Genomic DNA, 16,191 nt, shown 5'->3' on the forward strand with positions numbered 1-16,191 from the left:
GATTATTGTTGCTGAGTAGACTAAGAAAGGTGCATAAGCAATAAGGCCTCGCTACCAGTAGCGAGGCCTTGGAAAACACTTTAATAAATATAGCAGGCTATAGCATTGTGAGTGCTGCTATTCTATGGAAAGTGAGACGACCTGCCTAGGCAACACTCACCTTTACCATGTTTGTTTTACCCTTTTCATTAATCGGCATAGAGGCAGTATTAATGAACACGTCGCCTTTTTGCAAATGACCCGCTGCCGTCAGGGCATAACGAATATCCGAAACGGTGCTGTCGGTGCTGAGCATGCGGTCGTAATAGAAGGCGCGCACGCCCCACACCAGGCTAAGTACCGTGAGCAGACTGCGGTTGCTGGTAAAGATAAAAATGTCTGCCTTCGGGCGATACTTGGAAATCTGGAAAGCTGTGTAGCCCCGGAAGGTCATGCCCGTAATGGCTTTGGCGCCAGTGTTCTTCGCCAGGTGCCCCGCTGCCGAAAGTAAGCTGTCGACCATAAAGGACGACGATTTCGGATCGATGGGAAACCAGTGGTGATAGATGGTAGCGGAGCGGCTTTCTACGCTACGAATGATGCTTGCCATCTGGCGGATAACTTCAACGGGGTAGGAGCCCACTGCCGTTTCTGCGGAAAGCATCACTGCATCAGCGCCATCGAGTACGGCATTAGCCACGTCGTTGGTTTCGGCTCGCGTTGGGCGTGGGTTCGTTATCATGCTCTCCATCATCTGAGTAGCCACGATAACTGGTTTGCCCGCTTGATTACACTTCTGGATAATCATTTTCTGGGCGAGCGGCACTTCTCCGCTAGCAATTTCAACTCCTAGGTCGCCACGTGCTACCATTACAGCATCCGTCAAAGCAATAATCTCGTCGACGTTGCGCAGGCCTTCGGGCGTTTCGATTTTGGCAATAACACGCGTCTGCTTGCCACTTTCGGCAATCAGCGACTTAATAAAGCGGATATCCTCGGCGCGCCGGGCAAACGAAAGAGCCACCCAGTCCACATCATGCTCCAGGCCAAACTGCAAGTCAGCAATATCTTTCTCCGTCATGGACGGAGCTGATACGTCGGAGTCGGGCAGGTTGATGCCCTTGCGGGGCTTCACCGTACCGCCGTACACTACTTCCACATCAACTTCTTTCTCGCGGTCGGTTTGGAGCACGCGCAATTCGATTTTGCCATCGTCGATGAGGATAGCATCACCAGGCTTCACGTCGCGAGCTAAGCCCAGGTAAATAGTGCTCAGGCGCGTAGCTGTGCTAGTTTCCTTCTCCCCGCACACCAGTTTGATTCGGTCGCCGGCCTTGATTTCTACGCTGCCGCCTTCTACTTCGCCCAGGCGAATCTTCGGCCCTTGCAGGTCTTGCAGTAGACCAGCGTTGGTGCGCAGATCCTTGTTTACGCGCCGAACTGTGTTGATAACAGCTAGGTGGTCCTCGTAGGAGCCGTGCGAAAAGTTGAGGCGAAACACATCAACCCCTTCCCGGATCAGGGTGCTTAGGCGCTCATACGAATTAGAGGCGGGCCCAACAGTGGCCACAATTTTGGTTTTGTTGAACGTGGGACGAGGTTCCATGAACTTAGTAAGAGGTGTCAGAATGTGATTGGCAGGCCCAAAGGTAGCTTGATCGAGGGAAGACAGCAGACCTAGGCGCCCGATGAGCATGCCAACGGACGGCTGCAGACGTAATACGTGAGGTGTGGGCGTCTGCGTTGCGGCGGCATTGGCCGCTCAAAAGAGCAGATTTTCTTTGAATTTTAGCTCGTTCGGGTCGAACTGACACGCGTATTGCACGTCGGGCAGTGTCGTTAAGCGCTCAACTATTAGCTCGCTCGCTAGCCGCCCCATGCCATTGCAAATCTGTACCAAATAGTCGTACTCCTTAATATCAGGCGCTAGGTAGGGTTTTTTGAGGGTAGAGGGGTCGAGGGAGCGGTTGCGAAATAGGCGCAAGGTGCTCACCTCATTTGCGTATAAATAGTTGCTGATTACCAAACGACCCTGATTTAACGGATAAATAAGGTCTTGCTGCTTGATCAAACGTAGCCCTAATGTATGGTTCAGGGCCCAGGCTAGCTTGTGTTCCCGGCTCGAGGAAACCAGGCCAAATAAGTCGAAATCGCAGTCGTATTCTACCTCCAGCGTAAGTGTTTTCATCGCAGAAAATGGAGCCACTAAACAGCAAAACTAAGCACAAGCACAAGGCCAAGGAACCTGTCCCATCATAATCTTGTACCTAGAAGATTCGGGGGGCTTTGTTTGAAAATGTTAGGGAAGATAGTGTTATTTGTGCCTAGTTTTCCTCAAACCCCCACGGAAATGTCTGAAATTGCAGAAAAAGTAAAAGCCATTATCATCGATAAACTTGGTGTTGAAGCTTCAGAAGTTACGCCAGAAGCAAGCTTCACGAACGATCTGGGTGCCGATTCGCTGGATACCGTTGAGCTGATCATGGAGTTCGAAAAAGAATTCAACGTATCGATTCCGGACGATCAAGCTGAGAACATTGCCACGGTAGGCCAAGCCATCAGCTACCTAGAAGAGCACGCCAAGTAAGGTTTGCGCTTTTTTAATTAGTAAAGTTTAGTGCTTTTCGGCCGGCCCGCCGCCGGCCGTTTTGCTTTTTAGTCCAGTTCTTCTTTCGCCCTCCCGTTAGCCTATGTCTCTTCGGAGAGTTGTTGTGACCGGCCTAGGTGCCATCACTCCCATTGGGAACACTGTCTCCGACTACTGGAGCGGTTTGTCGCAGGGGGTCAGTGGTGCCGCGCCCATCACCCGCTTTAACGCCAGCAAGTTCAAGACCCGCTTCGCCTGCGAAGTAAAAGGGTATAACCCTGACGATTACTTTCCCACGAAGGAAGGTCGGAAGATGGATATCTTCACTCAGTTTGCGCTCATTGCCAGCGACGAAGCCATCAAAGATGCTGGCATCGACGAAGGCGTTGACAAAGACCGAGTAGGTGTTATCTGGGGCTCCGGCATCGGTGGCCTTACCTCCCTGCAAGCGGAGTGTATTGCTTTTGCCAAAGGCGACGGTACGCCGCGCTTTAATCCCTTCTTCATTCCGAAGATGATTGCCGACAGTGCGTCGGGCAACATCTCTATTCGCCACAAATTTCGCGGTCCGAACTTCGTAACGACTTCGGCCTGTGCGTCTTCCTCCGACTCGATCATCTCCGCCTTCAACTACATTCGCCTTAATATGGCTGATGTGGTGGTGACGGGTGGCTCCGAAGCCGCCGTAACGGAATCGGGCGTAGGGGGCTTCAATGCCCTGAAAGCAATGAGCGAACGGAACGACACTCCCGAGCTAGCTTCGCGACCTTACGATAAAGATCGTGATGGTTTCGTGCTAGGTGAGGGTTCAGGGGCTTTGGTGCTGGAGGAGTACGAACACGCCAAAGCCCGCGGAGCCAAAATCTACGCGGAGCTAATCGGTGGTGGCATGTCGGCTGATGCGTACCACATTACGGCTCCCGATCCGGAAGGAAATGGAGTGGTATTGGTAATGAAGAATGCCCTGCGGGATGCTGGCCTCAATCCGGAGGATATCGACTACATCAACACGCACGGCACTAGCACGCCCCTAGGCGACGGCGCCGAAGTCAAAGCTATCCAGAAGGTATTTGGCGACCACGCCTATAACCTGAATATCAGCTCGACCAAGAGTATGACGGGGCACTTGCTGGGTGGCGCTGGCGGTATTGAAGCCGTAGCGGCTATCTTGGCTATTCAGAATAATATTGTACCGCCAACCATCAACCACTTCACCGACGATCCGGAGCTAGATACGCGCCTGAACTTTACGTTCAACCAAGCGCAGACCCGCACGGTGAACATCGCGATGAGCAACACATTTGGTTTCGGCGGACACAACACATCGGTTATCTTCCGCAAATTCAACGAATAATGCCTCGTTCCGGCCAGCCACTTCCGCTGTTCGGTTTTTTCCGACGGTTTCTTGGTCAAGACCGCGCCTTCCGGCAAGCAATTGCCACGGTAATCGGCCGCACGCCTGACAACGTGCGGCTTTATCATTTGGCCTTTACGCACTCCTCGGTGGTGCGCCAACAGCCGGAGCAAGGGCGGCATCAAAGCAATGAGCGCCTCGAGTTTCTGGGTGATGCTATCCTCGGCTCCGTGGTGGCGGAATACTTGTTTCGTAAGTATCCGTACGAGCAAGAAGGCTTTCTGACTGAGACCCGCTCCCGCATTGTGAACCGCGAGAGCCTGAACGCGTTAGCCTTAAAAATCGGCCTTGATAAACTCGTGCAGCTTGACCCAACCCAGACGCGGGCTTCTCGGTCGCGCTCCGTTAATGGCAATGCGCTAGAAGCATTGGTTGGAGCCGTGTACCTTGACCACGGCTACAAAGCGGCTCGCAAGTTTGTGCTGAATCGCCTGATCAAGCCATATGTTGATGTGAAGGCCTTAGCCACGACGACCAGCAATTTTAAAAGTAAGCTGATAGAGTGGGCTCAGCGCCAGGGCAAAAACCTGCGCTACGATATTGAGGGGCAGCCGCAGATCGGGGGTACGATGGAGTTTTCGGCCACGGTGCTGATTGATGAAGAACCCGTAGCTACGGGTATGGGTCTGTCGAAAAAACAGGCCGAGCAAACCGCCGCCGAGCGGGCGCTAGCAGTACTAGGAGTGTAAAGGCGAGTTGCCTTAGTGCGGCAAAGCGGGCCGATTAAGCCAAATCCTAAAAGCTAGGGTACCAAGGGCGTAGGCTACTACATCCAGTGGGTCGCTTACGTAGCGGCTTGACCACTGGGGAACAAGCCCCTCGAACACAACGGAGACGTAGAGCCAGGCGGCCACGAGCCACCTGGAGGGAAAAATAAAAGCTAGGTTCTGGGTGAGGCGCCTTTGCACAACCAGCGTGAGCGTCAGCAGGATCGGCATGCACGTGAGGTCGGCGAGGTAGGAGGTGATGTACGTGGGGAAAGAGACCCAGTGTGAAAGTTGCAGCACTTTGAAGAGTCCGTACACCGCCGCCGCCCCGGCGAACAGCGGTCGGTGCAGTTCTAGTAGTTTTACCCCCGGGCGTATTACCCTGCTAATACCACTCCCAGCCATAAGAAAAAGGAAATAATTGCGGCAAAAAGAACTTGACCGCTCAGCACAACATACTTCCACAGACGGGTAAAAAGGCCGTCGGCTGGATCTATCTTGATGAATACGCGGGGTGCTTTCTCATTTTCTTGTTCGGCGGCATCCCGTTGAATGACCTGCTGGTATGCCTGCGGGTCGAGCAGTTCCCCACAGTGTGTGCACCGATCTTCGTGGTGCAGGGCCCAAGCTGACCACTGCCCACAATGCGGACATTTCTTGGTGTTGGTAGCGGCAGAATTGTCCATAGAAGTAAGCTAGGTTCGTGAAGCATACTTGCTTTCTGCCCCATCTATCTACTGCTGGTTAGCTCGCTTTTGCTGAGCAAGCTGAAACAGGAAGCTGCCGTATACTTACATTGAATTAAGGCCGGCCGACGCATAAAAGCAAGGTTCTAGGTGCCGATCGGGCATGTTTTTACCCGCCAGACACAACCTGCCGAGCCGAAAACGAGTTTTCTTCTCAAACCTTTCCTTACCGCTCATGAGAATTGCCGGCGCTGCCCTCAACCAAATTCCTTTTGATTGGCAAAATAACCTTCGCAACATCGAGGAGGCCATCAAGCAAGCCAAAGCGCAAGGCGTGGAGCTGCTCTGTCTGCCCGAACTGTGTCTGACGGGCTACAATTGTGAGGACCTGTTCCTGAGCGATTGGCTACCCGAAGCGGCGTTAGCGCATTTGCAACAGATTCGACCCTGGACGCAAGGCATTCTAGTGTGCGTGGGGTTGCCAGTGCGCCTCCATGGCCGTACCTACAATACCGCCTGCGTGCTGCGCGACGGCGAGATACTCGGTTTTGCGGCCAAGCAGTTTCTGGCCAACGACGGTGTACACTACGAACCTAGGTTCTTTGTGTCGTGGAAAGCCGGCACAACGGCTCAGTTCACCTGGGAAGGGGAGGAATACACCATCGGTGACCTCGTGTTTGAGCATAAAGGCGTGAAGTTTGGCTTTGAAATCTGCGAGGATGCGTGGCGCCCAGCTGCCGATCGGCCAGCGGGCCGCCTGATACCGCGCGGGGTGCAGCTCATCGTCAACCCATCGGCTAGCCACTTTGCCATGAGCAAAACCGACCAGCGCTACCATATTGTGCTGGAGGCTTCGCGTGACTACCGTTGCACCTATCTCTACGCCAACCTGCTTGGCAACGAGTCCGGCCGCACGATTTACGACGGTGAAATTCTAGTGGCGCGCAATGGCCACCTGATTACCCGCAACCAGCTTATGAGCTTTAAGGAGGTAGACCTAGAGTGCACCGACGTGGACTTTGAGGTCGACTTGCCTATTGCCGAAGAAATCACGCCGCTTCCTACCCCCGACGAATACCGCGAGCTAAATCAAGCCTTGAGCCTAGGGCTGTTCGACTACTTGCGCAAAGCACACAGCCGAGGCTTCGTCTTATCGCTCAGCGGGGGTGCTGACTCTTGCATGTGTGCAGTGTCGGTGGCAGAGATGGTGCGCCTAGGCGTGGCAGAGCTAGGAGCGGCCGAATTTATGCGCCGTTCGGGCTGCTTTTCGGCAGAGGACATCACGAACCTGGCGGGCGAAGTAGACGCAGGCTTTGCCAAAGTGCTGAACCGCGAAAACAGCGGCAGCCAACCTAGCGCAGCGGCGCCTGGTACCGCTCAGGTAACGCAGGAGGCAGTGGGGCGTACTGCTACGCAACCGCCCCAAGCTGCCCAGTTTGCTACCGCCAACAAACCGCTAGTGGAACGCCTGCTGACGTGCGCCTACCAAGGCACTGTCAACTCTTCGGATGATACCTACTTGTCGGCCAAGGAGCTAGCCGATTCGATAGGGGCCGTGTTCTTCGACTGGACCATCGACGATGAGGTGAAGGGCTACGTAGGCAAGATCGAGCACGCCTTGGGCCGACCGCTAACCTGGCAAACCGACGATCTAGCTTTGCAAAACATTCAGGCGCGGGTACGCGCCCCCGGTATTTGGCTTGTCGCCAACGTGAAAAACTGCCTGCTGATCACCACGTCCAACCGCTCAGAAGCCTCCGTCGGCTACTGCACCATGGACGGCGACACGGCCGGTAGTATTTCGCCCATTGCGGGAGTCGATAAGTATTTTGTGAAGCTGTGGCTGCGTTGGGCGCAGCAGGAGCTAGGGTACTTGGCTTTGGCGCGGGTAAACAACTTGGAGCCTACGGCTGAACTGCGCCCCTTGGAAGAAAAGCAAACCGACGAGCGCGACTTGATGCCGTACCCCATGCTTAACCACATCGAGCGTCTCGCTTTCTACAACCGCCTGAGCCCGCAACAAACGCTGGCTACACTGGTAGAAGAAAATCCGAACACCGACTCGGAGTTGCTCAAAACGTACGTGAAGCGCTTTTACTCGCTGTGGTCCCGCAATCAATGGAAACGCGAGCGGTACGCTCCCTCTTTCCACCTCGACGATTACAACGTGGATCCGCGCTCTTGGCTGCGTTTCCCGATCTTGAGCGGTGGCTACCACGAGGAGCTAAATGCACTTTAACGATTAAGTGCTTTTCGAAGCTAGAAAAGCATTTTAATAGACGTGGTCGTAGCATATAAATCCGTTCTGCGAGGAGCAACGCAAGTTCTGATACCCAGATACTCGCGTTGCTCCTCGCAGAACGGATTTTCGCGTTCCTGAATATGTACCTTAGCAGGCGCGGCTGCGCGTCGCACGTACATTCCATTACCTTTGCGCTACTTCTTAACGCTCTGCGCTCATGCTTTCTTTCTTGGCTTATATCACCTGGACTGCCTCACCGATCATCGCTAAGCTAGGCCCCCTTACGCTGCGCTGGTACGGGCTGCTGTTTATGTCGGGCTTTGTAATTGGCACCTTCGTGCTAACCCACATCTACAAATCAGAGCGCGTGTCGCCGCGGTGGGTCGACGTTATTACGGTGTATATGCTGATCGGGACGGTGGTAGGAGCACGGCTCGGCCACTGCCTATTCTACGACCCCGATTATTACTTAGCGCATCCGCTTGATATTCTCAAAATCTGGGAAGGGGGCTTGGCTAGCCACGGTGCTACCCTCGGTATCTTGTTGGCGGTGTGGCTATTCTCACGAAACAACAAATTTGATTACCTCTGGACGCTCGACCGCATCGTGATTGTTGTGGCCTCGGGCGGTGCTATGATCCGCCTGGGTAACCTGTTCAATTCGGAAATCATCGGTCGTCAGACGGATGTGCCGTGGGCCTTCAAGTTTGCGCGCTACAACGAAATTCACCACGAGCTAACCACCATTCCAAACGAGCTGCGCCACCCTACGCAGATTTATGAAGCACTTTTTTGCGTGTTTCTCTTCATCTTGCTTTACGGCATGTGGAACCGTACGAAAGAGAAAACACCACGCGGACTGCTGTTCGGATTGTTCGTCGTGCTGCTGTTTACCTTCCGTTTTCTGGTAGAATTCTTAAAAGAAAACCAGGTTGACTTCGAAAATCGGTTGCCGCTGAATATGGGCCAATTGCTTAGCATCCCCCTTATTTTCGTCGGTATTTGGGTAGTGCTGAAAGCCGGTAAGTGGCCCGGCAATCCATTTGGCTACGCGCCCCGCGACCTAGGCGAGGAAACTACTAACAACCCCGCCGTCAAGGTGAAATAATTTCAACAAAAAAGGCCCGCCGAAAGCGGGCCTTTTTTGTTGAACCTAGCTATCAGCTACAGCTTATACTGGTACAAGCTACCTTGCTCCGTGCTGATAATCAGCGTCTGGTTATCGGTGAATACCAAGCCTTCGGTCTGGCCGGCGCCACCTAGGTCGATTCTGCGCGGCGTGGCTTTGAAGATGGCGTTCAGGTCGTTGCCTTCTAGAATGAATAATTCTTCGCGCCCAAGCAACGCTAAGCGCTTGCCATCAGGGCTCAGGTTTGCATCTGTCACTTCGCCTGGAATAGCTAGCTTGGCAATCAACTTAGCCGTTTGTTGCCCTGGTTGATCGTTGAGCGTGTACACTTTACTAGTAGATTGTTGGGCGCGGTCTTTCGTAAATAAGTACAGCTTGCCAGCGTGCCAGATCGAGGCTTCGCAGTCGAAGTTTCGGTTCTCTTTCTTCGGAGGAAAATCCGTTTGGTCGGCGTAAGAAAACGGGATTTGGCTAACCTGTTGTGGCGCGGCAGGGTTAAGACGGTAGACGACCAGGTTTTTCCGGCTGTTGTTGTTATTACCGGCATCTACCACGTACAGATTGCCTTTATCATCCTTGGCGAGGCTTTCCCAGTCATGGTTGGCTACAGGCAAGTTTATCTCTTGGAGCAGGTTGCCCTTCAAATCGACCTTGTACAATGTGGGCGAATTGCCGGCATCAGCGTTCGTGTAAAACGTGCCGGGTTGATCAGCTAGAGCTAGGCTTGAGCTTTCGGGCACCTTCGATATGACAGCTAGCTTGCTCAGGCCCGGTATCGCAGCATCAATGAAGCGGTTTTCCAAGGTGTCTTCCTTGTTCTTCTTTCCCTTTTTACCGTCCTTCTTACCACCTTTTTTCGATTCCTTATGGGTTTTGGCGGTAGGGTCATCGCTTTGCGCTTGGGAACAGCTACTGTTGCTCAATACGCCTAGCAAGGTAGTAAGTACGAGAAGGGTACGCATTAGGTAATCAGCTATTTACATGAAAAAAGCTGCGCCGAACTAGTAGTTTGGGCAGCTACAGGTACCAGCTTATACGAGGCTTACGCGCTTAAGGTACAGGATCATAGCCGTGCCCGCCCCAGGGGTGGCACCGGCCAATGCGTCGCAACGCCAGCCAGCCACCCCGCCACGGACCATGTTTTTGCACCGCCTGGGCTGCATACGCCGAGCACGTTGGCTGGTAGCGGCAGCTAGCCGGTGTCAGAGGCGAAATCAGATGCTGATAGACCCAAATCAGGCCAAGTAGAAGCTGGCGAAAAAGGAAATGCATGCGCTAAAATAAAAGCGTAGAATCTTTGGTAAGGGAGAAGCGGATGATTAGAGCGATTTAGAATAAAAGATAGTTTTCGGCATACTTGTTGGGTTTTTTATAAAATATTTCCAAGGTATATCAATTACGTGTCGCCAGCTAGGTGGCACAAATTAGGCAAGCAGTAAAAGCAACAAGGTTGCGGTGCTTCTTGCGCAAGCGCTATTCGATAAGCAGTATTTATGAGGAAACTATACCCTGGGTTAATTAGTGCATTATGGCTAGGCGGTACTACTTGCGCATTAGCGCAAGGTAGCGGTCCTGGTGTGCGTGGCGCCCGTGCGGCGGCTTTGGGTAATGCTTCCGTAACGCTACATGATGTGTGGTCGGTAGGCAATAACGTGGCTGGCCTAGGGCAAGTAACGCGAAAAAGCATTGGCTTCTATGCTGCCAATCAGTTTGTGCTACGTGCGCTCAACTCGACAGCTCTGGCCGTGGTACTGCCCATCGGTGCAGTAGCCGAAACCGATACCAAAGCAAAGAACGGCGTGCTTGGGTTTGAAGCCCAGCGCTTTGGCGACAAGCTCTATGCCGAGCAACGCCTCGGGGCAGGCTATGGCTACCGGGGCGGGCAAGTAAGCGTAGGCGTGCGCGCCGATTTGTTGCAGCTTAGTATCGAGGGGCTCGGAAGCCGCCGGGCAGTAGCGCTGTCGCTAGGGGGACAAGCAGAGGTAGTGCCGCAGCGGCTGATATTCGGGGCGTATTTGTACAACTTAAACCAAGCTAAGCTAGCTAGGTATGAAGACGAACGAGTGCCTACGGTACTCAAGGCTGGGCTATCTTACCGGCCTTCTAAGAAGCTCCTGCTCAACGTGGAAACCGAAAAAAGCGTGGAGCAGGAGGTGAACTTGAAAGCCGGGCTGGAATACCACGTCATCGAGGCCTTGTCGCTGCGGGCCGGGTTAGCCACTCTCACCGAGCAGACAACCGCAGGGCTAGGTTTCGTAGCCGGCCGTTTTCAAATTGACTACGCAGCTGCTTGGCAAACAGCTCTGGGGCTAAGTCAACACGTCGGGCTCAGCTTTCAGACGGGGACCAAATGAAGGCTTGGTTGAAAAGCGCCGGTCGATGCTACGCGGTGCTGGGGCTGCTGTTGAGCCTAGCTTGGCCGCTGCAAGCGCAAGAGTATGTGCGCCCACCCCTCGACGTAGATCGGCTGGTGCAGGAGCTGTTCGCCGAAATGCAAAGCGACCAAATGCCATACGAAGATTTGTATGAAACGCTGCTACAATACTACCAGACCCCGCTCAACCTGAATACCGCCAGTCGCGAAGAACTGCGCGCGCTGCTATTGCTCTCCGAATCTCAGATTTCAGCGTTGTTGGCGCATCGGCAAAAGCACGGCGCGCTGCTAAGCCTGTATGAGTTGCAAAGCATTCAGGGATTTGATGTGCGCTCTATTTACCGGGTAGCTCCTTTCGTGACGGTGCAGACCAGCAGCCCAAACCTAGCCCGTGGTCCGTTGTGGCAGCGCTTGTTGCGCCAAGACAACAATGCCCTATTCGTGCGCTACGAACGCGTGCTGCAGCAGCGCAAGGGTTATACTGCTCCTGATACCACGAGCCGGGGCCTCACCAGCCGCTACCTAGGTTCGCCGGATAAGCTGCTGGTGCGCTACCGCGTGAGCCAAGCCCACGACTTCAGCTTTGGCGTGACGGCCGAGAAAGATGCCGGAGAACAGCTGCGTTGGAATGGTACTGCCGGGCAATACGGCGCTGACTTTTACTCGGCACACCTCGTGGTGCAGGAACGCGGCCAACTCAAAACTTTGGCCATCGGCGACTACCAACTCCAGTTCGGACAAGGCTTACTGCTTTCATCCGGCTTGCAAGTGGGCAAAGGAGGCGAAACCATTACCAGCATTCGGCGCAGCAGCCTAGGTGTGCGACCGTACTCATCGGTGCTGGAAAATACCTTTTTTCGAGGGTTAGCTTCGACCGTAGCCGTGAGCAAAACAGTCCGAGCGACGAGTTTCTTCTCGCTTAAGAACGTGGATGCCAACCACCAAAGCAGCGGCGACTCACTAGCGCAGTTCGATGAGTATTCGTCGGGCGTGCTGCTCACGGGGCTGCACCGCACCGCGACGGAACTAGCAAACCGGCATCGGATGCGCGAAATGATCAGCGGTGGCAACCTAACCTACACGAGTCGAGGCGGTAATTTCTCCGCGGGCAGCACCCTGGTTGATACGCGCTACGGCATGGCTATTCAGAAGCGGCCTGAGTTATACAATCGGTATGCGTTTCGGGGCACGCATAACGTAGCGCTGGGTTTGAACTACAGCTACTTGGTGCGCAACGTGCTGCTGTTTGGCGAAACGGCCCGCTCCAGCGGCGGTGGCCTAGGTACCGTAAATGGCCTGTTGGCAACACTGGCACCCAACGTGGATGCCTCCGTCCTATATCGGCACTACGCCCGCAACTTCCATACTTTCTACGGAAACGCGCTTGGTGAAAATTCGCGCAACATCAATGAGAGTGGCCTTTACCTAGGTTTAAAAGTGCGGCCCATGGCCCGTTGGGAGCTAGCCGCCTACTACGACCAGTTTCGCTTTCCGTGGTTGAAGTACCAGGTGAGCGCACCCTCGGTGGGGCACGACTGGCTGCTACGGCTAGCGTTTACGCCCACCAAAACCAGCCTGCTCTATGCGCAGCTGCGTGGCCGAGTGAAAGCCTACGACGCCGACCCCGCGCCCGGCCAAGCCGTGCGACCGATGCCAATGCCCGTGGCCACGGTGCGCCATAGCCTCTTGCTATTCTACGATGCCAATCCGACGCCCGTGCTGAGTTTGCGCACGCGGGTGCAAGGCTCACGATATCAGGAAGGCAATGGCGCAAGGCGCACCGGCTTTGTGCTAGCTCAGGATGCCATTGTGCACGTGACCTCCCGGGTGCGGCTGAGCGGGCGCTATGCCCTCTTCGACACCGATGATTATGACACGCGTCAGTATGCCTTCGAGCAAGATGTACTTTATGCTTTCTCGGTGCCGCCGCTCTATGGCCAAGGCACCCGCGTCTACACGTTGGCCGAAATCCGTTGCACCAACCACCTCACCCTATGGGTGCGCTACGCCGAAACCCATTATCGGTATCAGCAAACCATAAGCTCCGGTTTGGAGGAAATTGAAGGGGCGCGCCGCTCCGAAGTAAAGGCGCAGGTGCGTTACCGATTTTAAGGAAACCTATAGATTCTGAGGTCGCTATCGAAGTTCGCTACTGCTTGAGCAAACGTAGCACAGTTGGGCCGCTGGGCAAGCCCACGTACAAGTGATAGACGCCATTCGCGAGCTGTCGTAAGTCGAGAGGGTAGTGTAGCGAAGAGGCCCCTTTGGTCAACGTATGCTGTTGCACCACACGACCTAGGGCATCGGTGACGCGCAATGTAACCGGACCGTTTTGCGCGTTTTCAAGCTCCACCTCAAACTGCCCTGTGCTAGGATTAGGGTAAACGGAAACTCCAGCCACCTTGACATTCTCCTGCGCAGCCAGCACCTTGTACGTCACCACTACCTCATCGGAGTAAGTAGAAGGTCCCACGGCATTGATAGCTCGCACGCGGTAGTAATAAATACCCGACGCGGGCAGCAGGTCGGTATAGGAAGCAGCGTTGGCCGCCGTGGTGGTAATAAGTTGGTAGCTCGTATTGTTAGTTGCAGAACGCTCTATCTCGAAGCCGGTTTCATCCTTGGCAGTATCCACCCAAGTGAGCGTAACAGTCGCGTTGTTGAGGACGGCCGCCAGGGCAATGGGTGCGAGCGGGGCAGTAGGCTGGGCGCACACCCGGAAGCTGATGAGCTGCGTTTGGCTGATGGTGCCGCTGGTAGCCGTGAGCGTCAGTTGGTAGTTACCAGCGGTAGCAGCGTTTGTGGCAGTCAGAAACAACTGGGTACTGGTACCGGGTGAAATCGGATTGGCGGTAAAAGAGGCTGTGACTCCGGCTGGCAGGTTGCTGGCTGATAGCGTGATAGCATTTGTAAAGCCTAGCACTGGCGTGGCCGCGACGATGCTAGGCGTTGGGCTACTGCTAGAACAGACTGTAGTAGTCGGAGTAGTAGTGCTGACAACAAAGCTAGGTGCTGTCGGCGTTTGAATGGTGAAGTTCTGCCTTGATATAGCAAAGAAGATGTTGCCGATGGCTTCTACTTTGATGCGCGCCGTGGTCGTGTTGCCTAGGCTGCTTGGCAGGGTAATAACCTCACTGCCATCGTTGGGGGTACTAGCTGCCAGTACCGTCGGAAATGTAAGGCCACCATCCGTTGAGAGCGAGATTCTAACACTAGCCGCGTTGATAGGGGCAGCAGTCGTGTTGGCTACATCCCAGGTTACCGGCTGCGCCACGCCTTTGTACCACGTGGCGCCCGTTGTGCTAGGCGAAGTCACCAGAAACGGGCCGGTGTTCGCCGCTACTACTACCTGCATGGAGTCGTAATTGATGGCGCCGCCCGTTGGTCGGTTGTCGCGGGCAACCAGCCGAAAAAGTAGGCGTCGGTCGTAGGTAGGTAGCTGCTCACCGAGCATCGTGGTGTTATTCAGCAGATCGGTTAGTCGTGGAAAGGTACGGGCAGAACTGCTCGTGGGAGGCAGAGCCCGGAAGATAGGAGCATCGCCTTGGGGTGCTGCCGGAACGCCGGCCACTCCTAGGTTGAATTGCTCCCACGAATACGTCAGTGCGTCGCCATCGGGGTCGGTAGCGGTGCCTGTGAGGGTAAAGGGCGTGTTAATCGGAATGATGTAATTGCTGCCCGCATTCACTTCGGGAGGCAGGTTGCCATTGGGGGTATTCACGCTACAACCCGCCGTGCTGGTAAGGTAATCGGTGATCTGGTCGAGGCTGTGGGAGTGAAAGTATGGGTCGCTGTTTATCTGTAGGTCGTCGGTGCCACAAATGCCGGCGTAGGCCATAATGGTGGAGCCGCTGCCCGGCTCGTAGGCAGAGTTTGCGACCCGGTTGCCGCCTCCACAATTGCCCTGGACGCTGTTAAAAGTATGCTCAGCTCCAAACTGGTGGCCCATTTCGTGCGCCACGTAGTCGATGTCGAAGGCGTCGCTGGTGGGGTTGGGCAAGCCCGTGGAGCCCCGCGCTTTTTGCCCAGCCCGGCACACCACCCCAAAACCGGCAATTCCGCCATCAGCCGTATTAAATACGTGTCCGATGTCATAATTAGCCGTGCCGATAATACTGTCGGTCGTTATTTGGTTCTTGGCGAGCGTGGCGTTGTTGCTGAGGTTAGAGTACGGATCTGTGGTGCGATCTAGGTAGATAAGTTGATCGGTATTGGCGACCAGAACCAAGCGCACCGAGAGCTCCTGCCCATACACACCGTTCACCCGGTTGATAGAAGTCACCATCTTGCTCAGTACCGCTGCCTTCGTCGGGTTGGTGCCCGCTACGGCCACGGCGTATTCGCCCGTACAAGCTAGGGCAAGACGGTAAGTGCGCAGCAAGTTGTCATTCGGTAGCCGTTGTTGAGTAGCTGTTGGTTTTTGCGGGTTCTGTGCAGGGGTATTTTCCGTGTTCCGGCACACCCAACTGTCCCGTTGTTGAATGGCTGCCCGCTCAAATACCACGTGGCGCGTCACATCGCTAGGGCCAGCAGGCTCGATATATACAGTTTTGTTGCGCAGCCGAAGCATTGCGTGGAAGCCATCCGGAGTAAGCTCTAGCCGAGCCGTAAGGCTAGCGTCGTCTAGCCCCTGCGCTGTGTAAGTTTTGATGGCTGGGTAGCGCGCCGCTAACTCGGGGGCCATCACTTGCACCTCCGTTACGCTCATGCGGGTTGAGGTACCGTCTGGCAGAGGCAGGGTCAGTACGGCGGCGGTTGGGCTAGCTTTGCGAAGGGCGGGTGTGGCCGCGGGCTGTAAAAGCTGTTGCAACATGCCTAGCTGAAAGCGTACTGTGCGGTAGCGAGCTAGGTGCTGGTGCTGCACCCGCGCTGCATTGGAGGCTTGCGGTGCGTCCGACCAACACACGCGCTGAGCCGCTGCGTGCCGTGGGCTTATCAGGAAGGCACCTAACAAACCAGCTACTCCTAGGAAGCGAAGCCAGAAGCTAGGTAGTCGGGCGGCAGCGATAGAAAGCATAAGAAAAAAAAGGAAGACGATCGGCGGGTAGGTTATGCGGCACAAATGAAAGAAGC

The 16,191-nt window shown here is 54.8% G+C and carries 14 protein-coding genes; 7 read left to right on the forward strand and 7 right to left on the reverse strand.

Going from position 1 to position 16,191, the window contains the following annotated elements:
- Positions 1 to 145: 145 nt before the first annotated feature.
- Both pyk and BXP70_RS14795 read right to left on the reverse strand, forming a co-directional pair.
- A complete protein-coding gene (pyk, locus tag BXP70_RS14790; RefSeq protein WP_086595062.1) occupies positions 146 to 1,585 on the reverse strand; it encodes a pyruvate kinase in 1,440 nt (479 codons plus the stop codon).
- 156 nt (positions 1,586 to 1,741) lie between these two features.
- Positions 1,742 to 2,167: an IPExxxVDY family protein gene (locus BXP70_RS14795; RefSeq protein ID WP_086594873.1), complete on the reverse strand. Its 426-nt coding sequence runs from the start codon at positions 2,165 to 2,167 to the stop codon at positions 1,742 to 1,744.
- Positions 2,168 to 2,329: 162 nt separating this feature from the next.
- On the opposite strand from BXP70_RS14795, the gene BXP70_RS14800 reads away from it, so the two are divergent.
- From BXP70_RS14800 to rnc, 3 genes are all read left to right on the forward strand, one after another.
- Positions 2,330 to 2,566: an acyl carrier protein gene (locus BXP70_RS14800; RefSeq protein WP_073109216.1), complete on the forward strand. Its 237-nt coding sequence runs from the start codon at positions 2,330 to 2,332 to the stop codon at positions 2,564 to 2,566.
- Positions 2,567 to 2,669: 103 nt separating this feature from the next.
- Positions 2,670 to 3,920 carry a beta-ketoacyl-ACP synthase II gene (gene fabF, locus BXP70_RS14805; RefSeq protein WP_086594874.1) on the forward strand — a complete coding sequence of 417 codons (1,251 nt, stop codon included), beginning with the start codon at positions 2,670 to 2,672 and terminating at the stop codon, positions 3,918 to 3,920.
- The gene (gene rnc, locus BXP70_RS14810) at positions 3,920 to 4,669 is read left to right on the forward strand and encodes a ribonuclease III (protein ID WP_086594875.1); all 750 of its coding nucleotides are present in this window, start codon (positions 3,920 to 3,922) and stop codon (positions 4,667 to 4,669) included. The genes fabF and rnc overlap by 1 nt, the downstream gene beginning before the upstream one ends.
- A 12-nt stretch (positions 4,670 to 4,681) precedes the next feature.
- Here the strand turns inward: rnc and BXP70_RS14815 are convergent, their stop codons facing one another.
- Both BXP70_RS14815 and BXP70_RS14820 read right to left on the reverse strand, forming a co-directional pair.
- Entirely contained in the window at positions 4,682 to 5,092 is a 411-nt protein-coding gene (locus BXP70_RS14815; protein ID WP_179197704.1) for a hypothetical protein, read from the reverse strand.
- A complete protein-coding gene (locus BXP70_RS14820; protein ID WP_086594877.1) occupies positions 5,065 to 5,373 on the reverse strand; it encodes a hypothetical protein in 309 nt (102 codons plus the stop codon). Before BXP70_RS14820 ends, BXP70_RS14815 begins: the two co-directional genes overlap by 28 nt.
- 235 nt (positions 5,374 to 5,608) lie before the next feature.
- Here BXP70_RS14820 and nadE point away from each other — a divergent pair, with 235 nt between their 5' ends.
- The gene (gene nadE / locus BXP70_RS14825) at positions 5,609 to 7,612 is read left to right on the forward strand and encodes an NAD(+) synthase (RefSeq protein ID WP_086594878.1); all 2,004 of its coding nucleotides are present in this window, start codon (positions 5,609 to 5,611) and stop codon (positions 7,610 to 7,612) included.
- A 220-nt stretch (positions 7,613 to 7,832) separates the two neighbouring features.
- Complete coding sequence (gene lgt, locus BXP70_RS14830) at positions 7,833 to 8,723, forward strand: prolipoprotein diacylglyceryl transferase (protein ID WP_086594879.1); 891 nt, start codon at positions 7,833 to 7,835, stop codon at positions 8,721 to 8,723.
- Positions 8,724 to 8,779: 56 nt separating this feature from the next.
- On the opposite strand, the gene BXP70_RS14835 is transcribed toward lgt, so the two are convergent.
- Positions 8,780 to 9,706, reverse strand: a complete 927-nt coding sequence (locus tag BXP70_RS14835) for an NHL repeat-containing protein (RefSeq protein ID WP_086594880.1) — start codon at positions 9,704 to 9,706, stop codon at positions 8,780 to 8,782.
- A gap of 88 nt (positions 9,707 to 9,794) precedes the next feature.
- Complete coding sequence (gene yidD, locus BXP70_RS14840; RefSeq protein WP_086594881.1) at positions 9,795 to 10,016, reverse strand: membrane protein insertion efficiency factor YidD; 222 nt, start codon at positions 10,014 to 10,016, stop codon at positions 9,795 to 9,797.
- A gap of 221 nt (positions 10,017 to 10,237) precedes the next feature.
- On the opposite strand from yidD, the gene BXP70_RS14845 reads away from it, so the two are divergent.
- Together BXP70_RS14845 and BXP70_RS14850 are read left to right on the forward strand one after the other, a co-directional pair.
- Positions 10,238 to 11,098 carry a PorV/PorQ family protein gene (locus BXP70_RS14845; RefSeq protein ID WP_143436510.1) on the forward strand — a complete coding sequence of 287 codons (861 nt, stop codon included), beginning with the start codon at positions 10,238 to 10,240 and terminating at the stop codon, positions 11,096 to 11,098.
- Entirely contained in the window at positions 11,095 to 13,230 is a 2,136-nt protein-coding gene (locus BXP70_RS14850) for a helix-hairpin-helix domain-containing protein (RefSeq protein WP_086594883.1), read from the forward strand. Before BXP70_RS14845 ends, BXP70_RS14850 begins: the two co-directional genes overlap by 4 nt.
- Positions 13,231 to 13,267: 37 nt before the next feature.
- Here BXP70_RS14850 and BXP70_RS14855 read toward each other — a convergent pair whose 3' ends face one another.
- A complete protein-coding gene (locus BXP70_RS14855; RefSeq protein WP_086594884.1) occupies positions 13,268 to 16,135 on the reverse strand; it encodes a reprolysin-like metallopeptidase in 2,868 nt (955 codons plus the stop codon).
- Positions 16,136 to 16,191: the final 56 nt, after the last annotated feature.

The sequence above is a fragment of the Hymenobacter crusticola genome (assembly GCF_002154225.1).
GTDB lineage: Bacteria > Bacteroidota > Bacteroidia > Cytophagales > Hymenobacteraceae > Hymenobacter > Hymenobacter crusticola.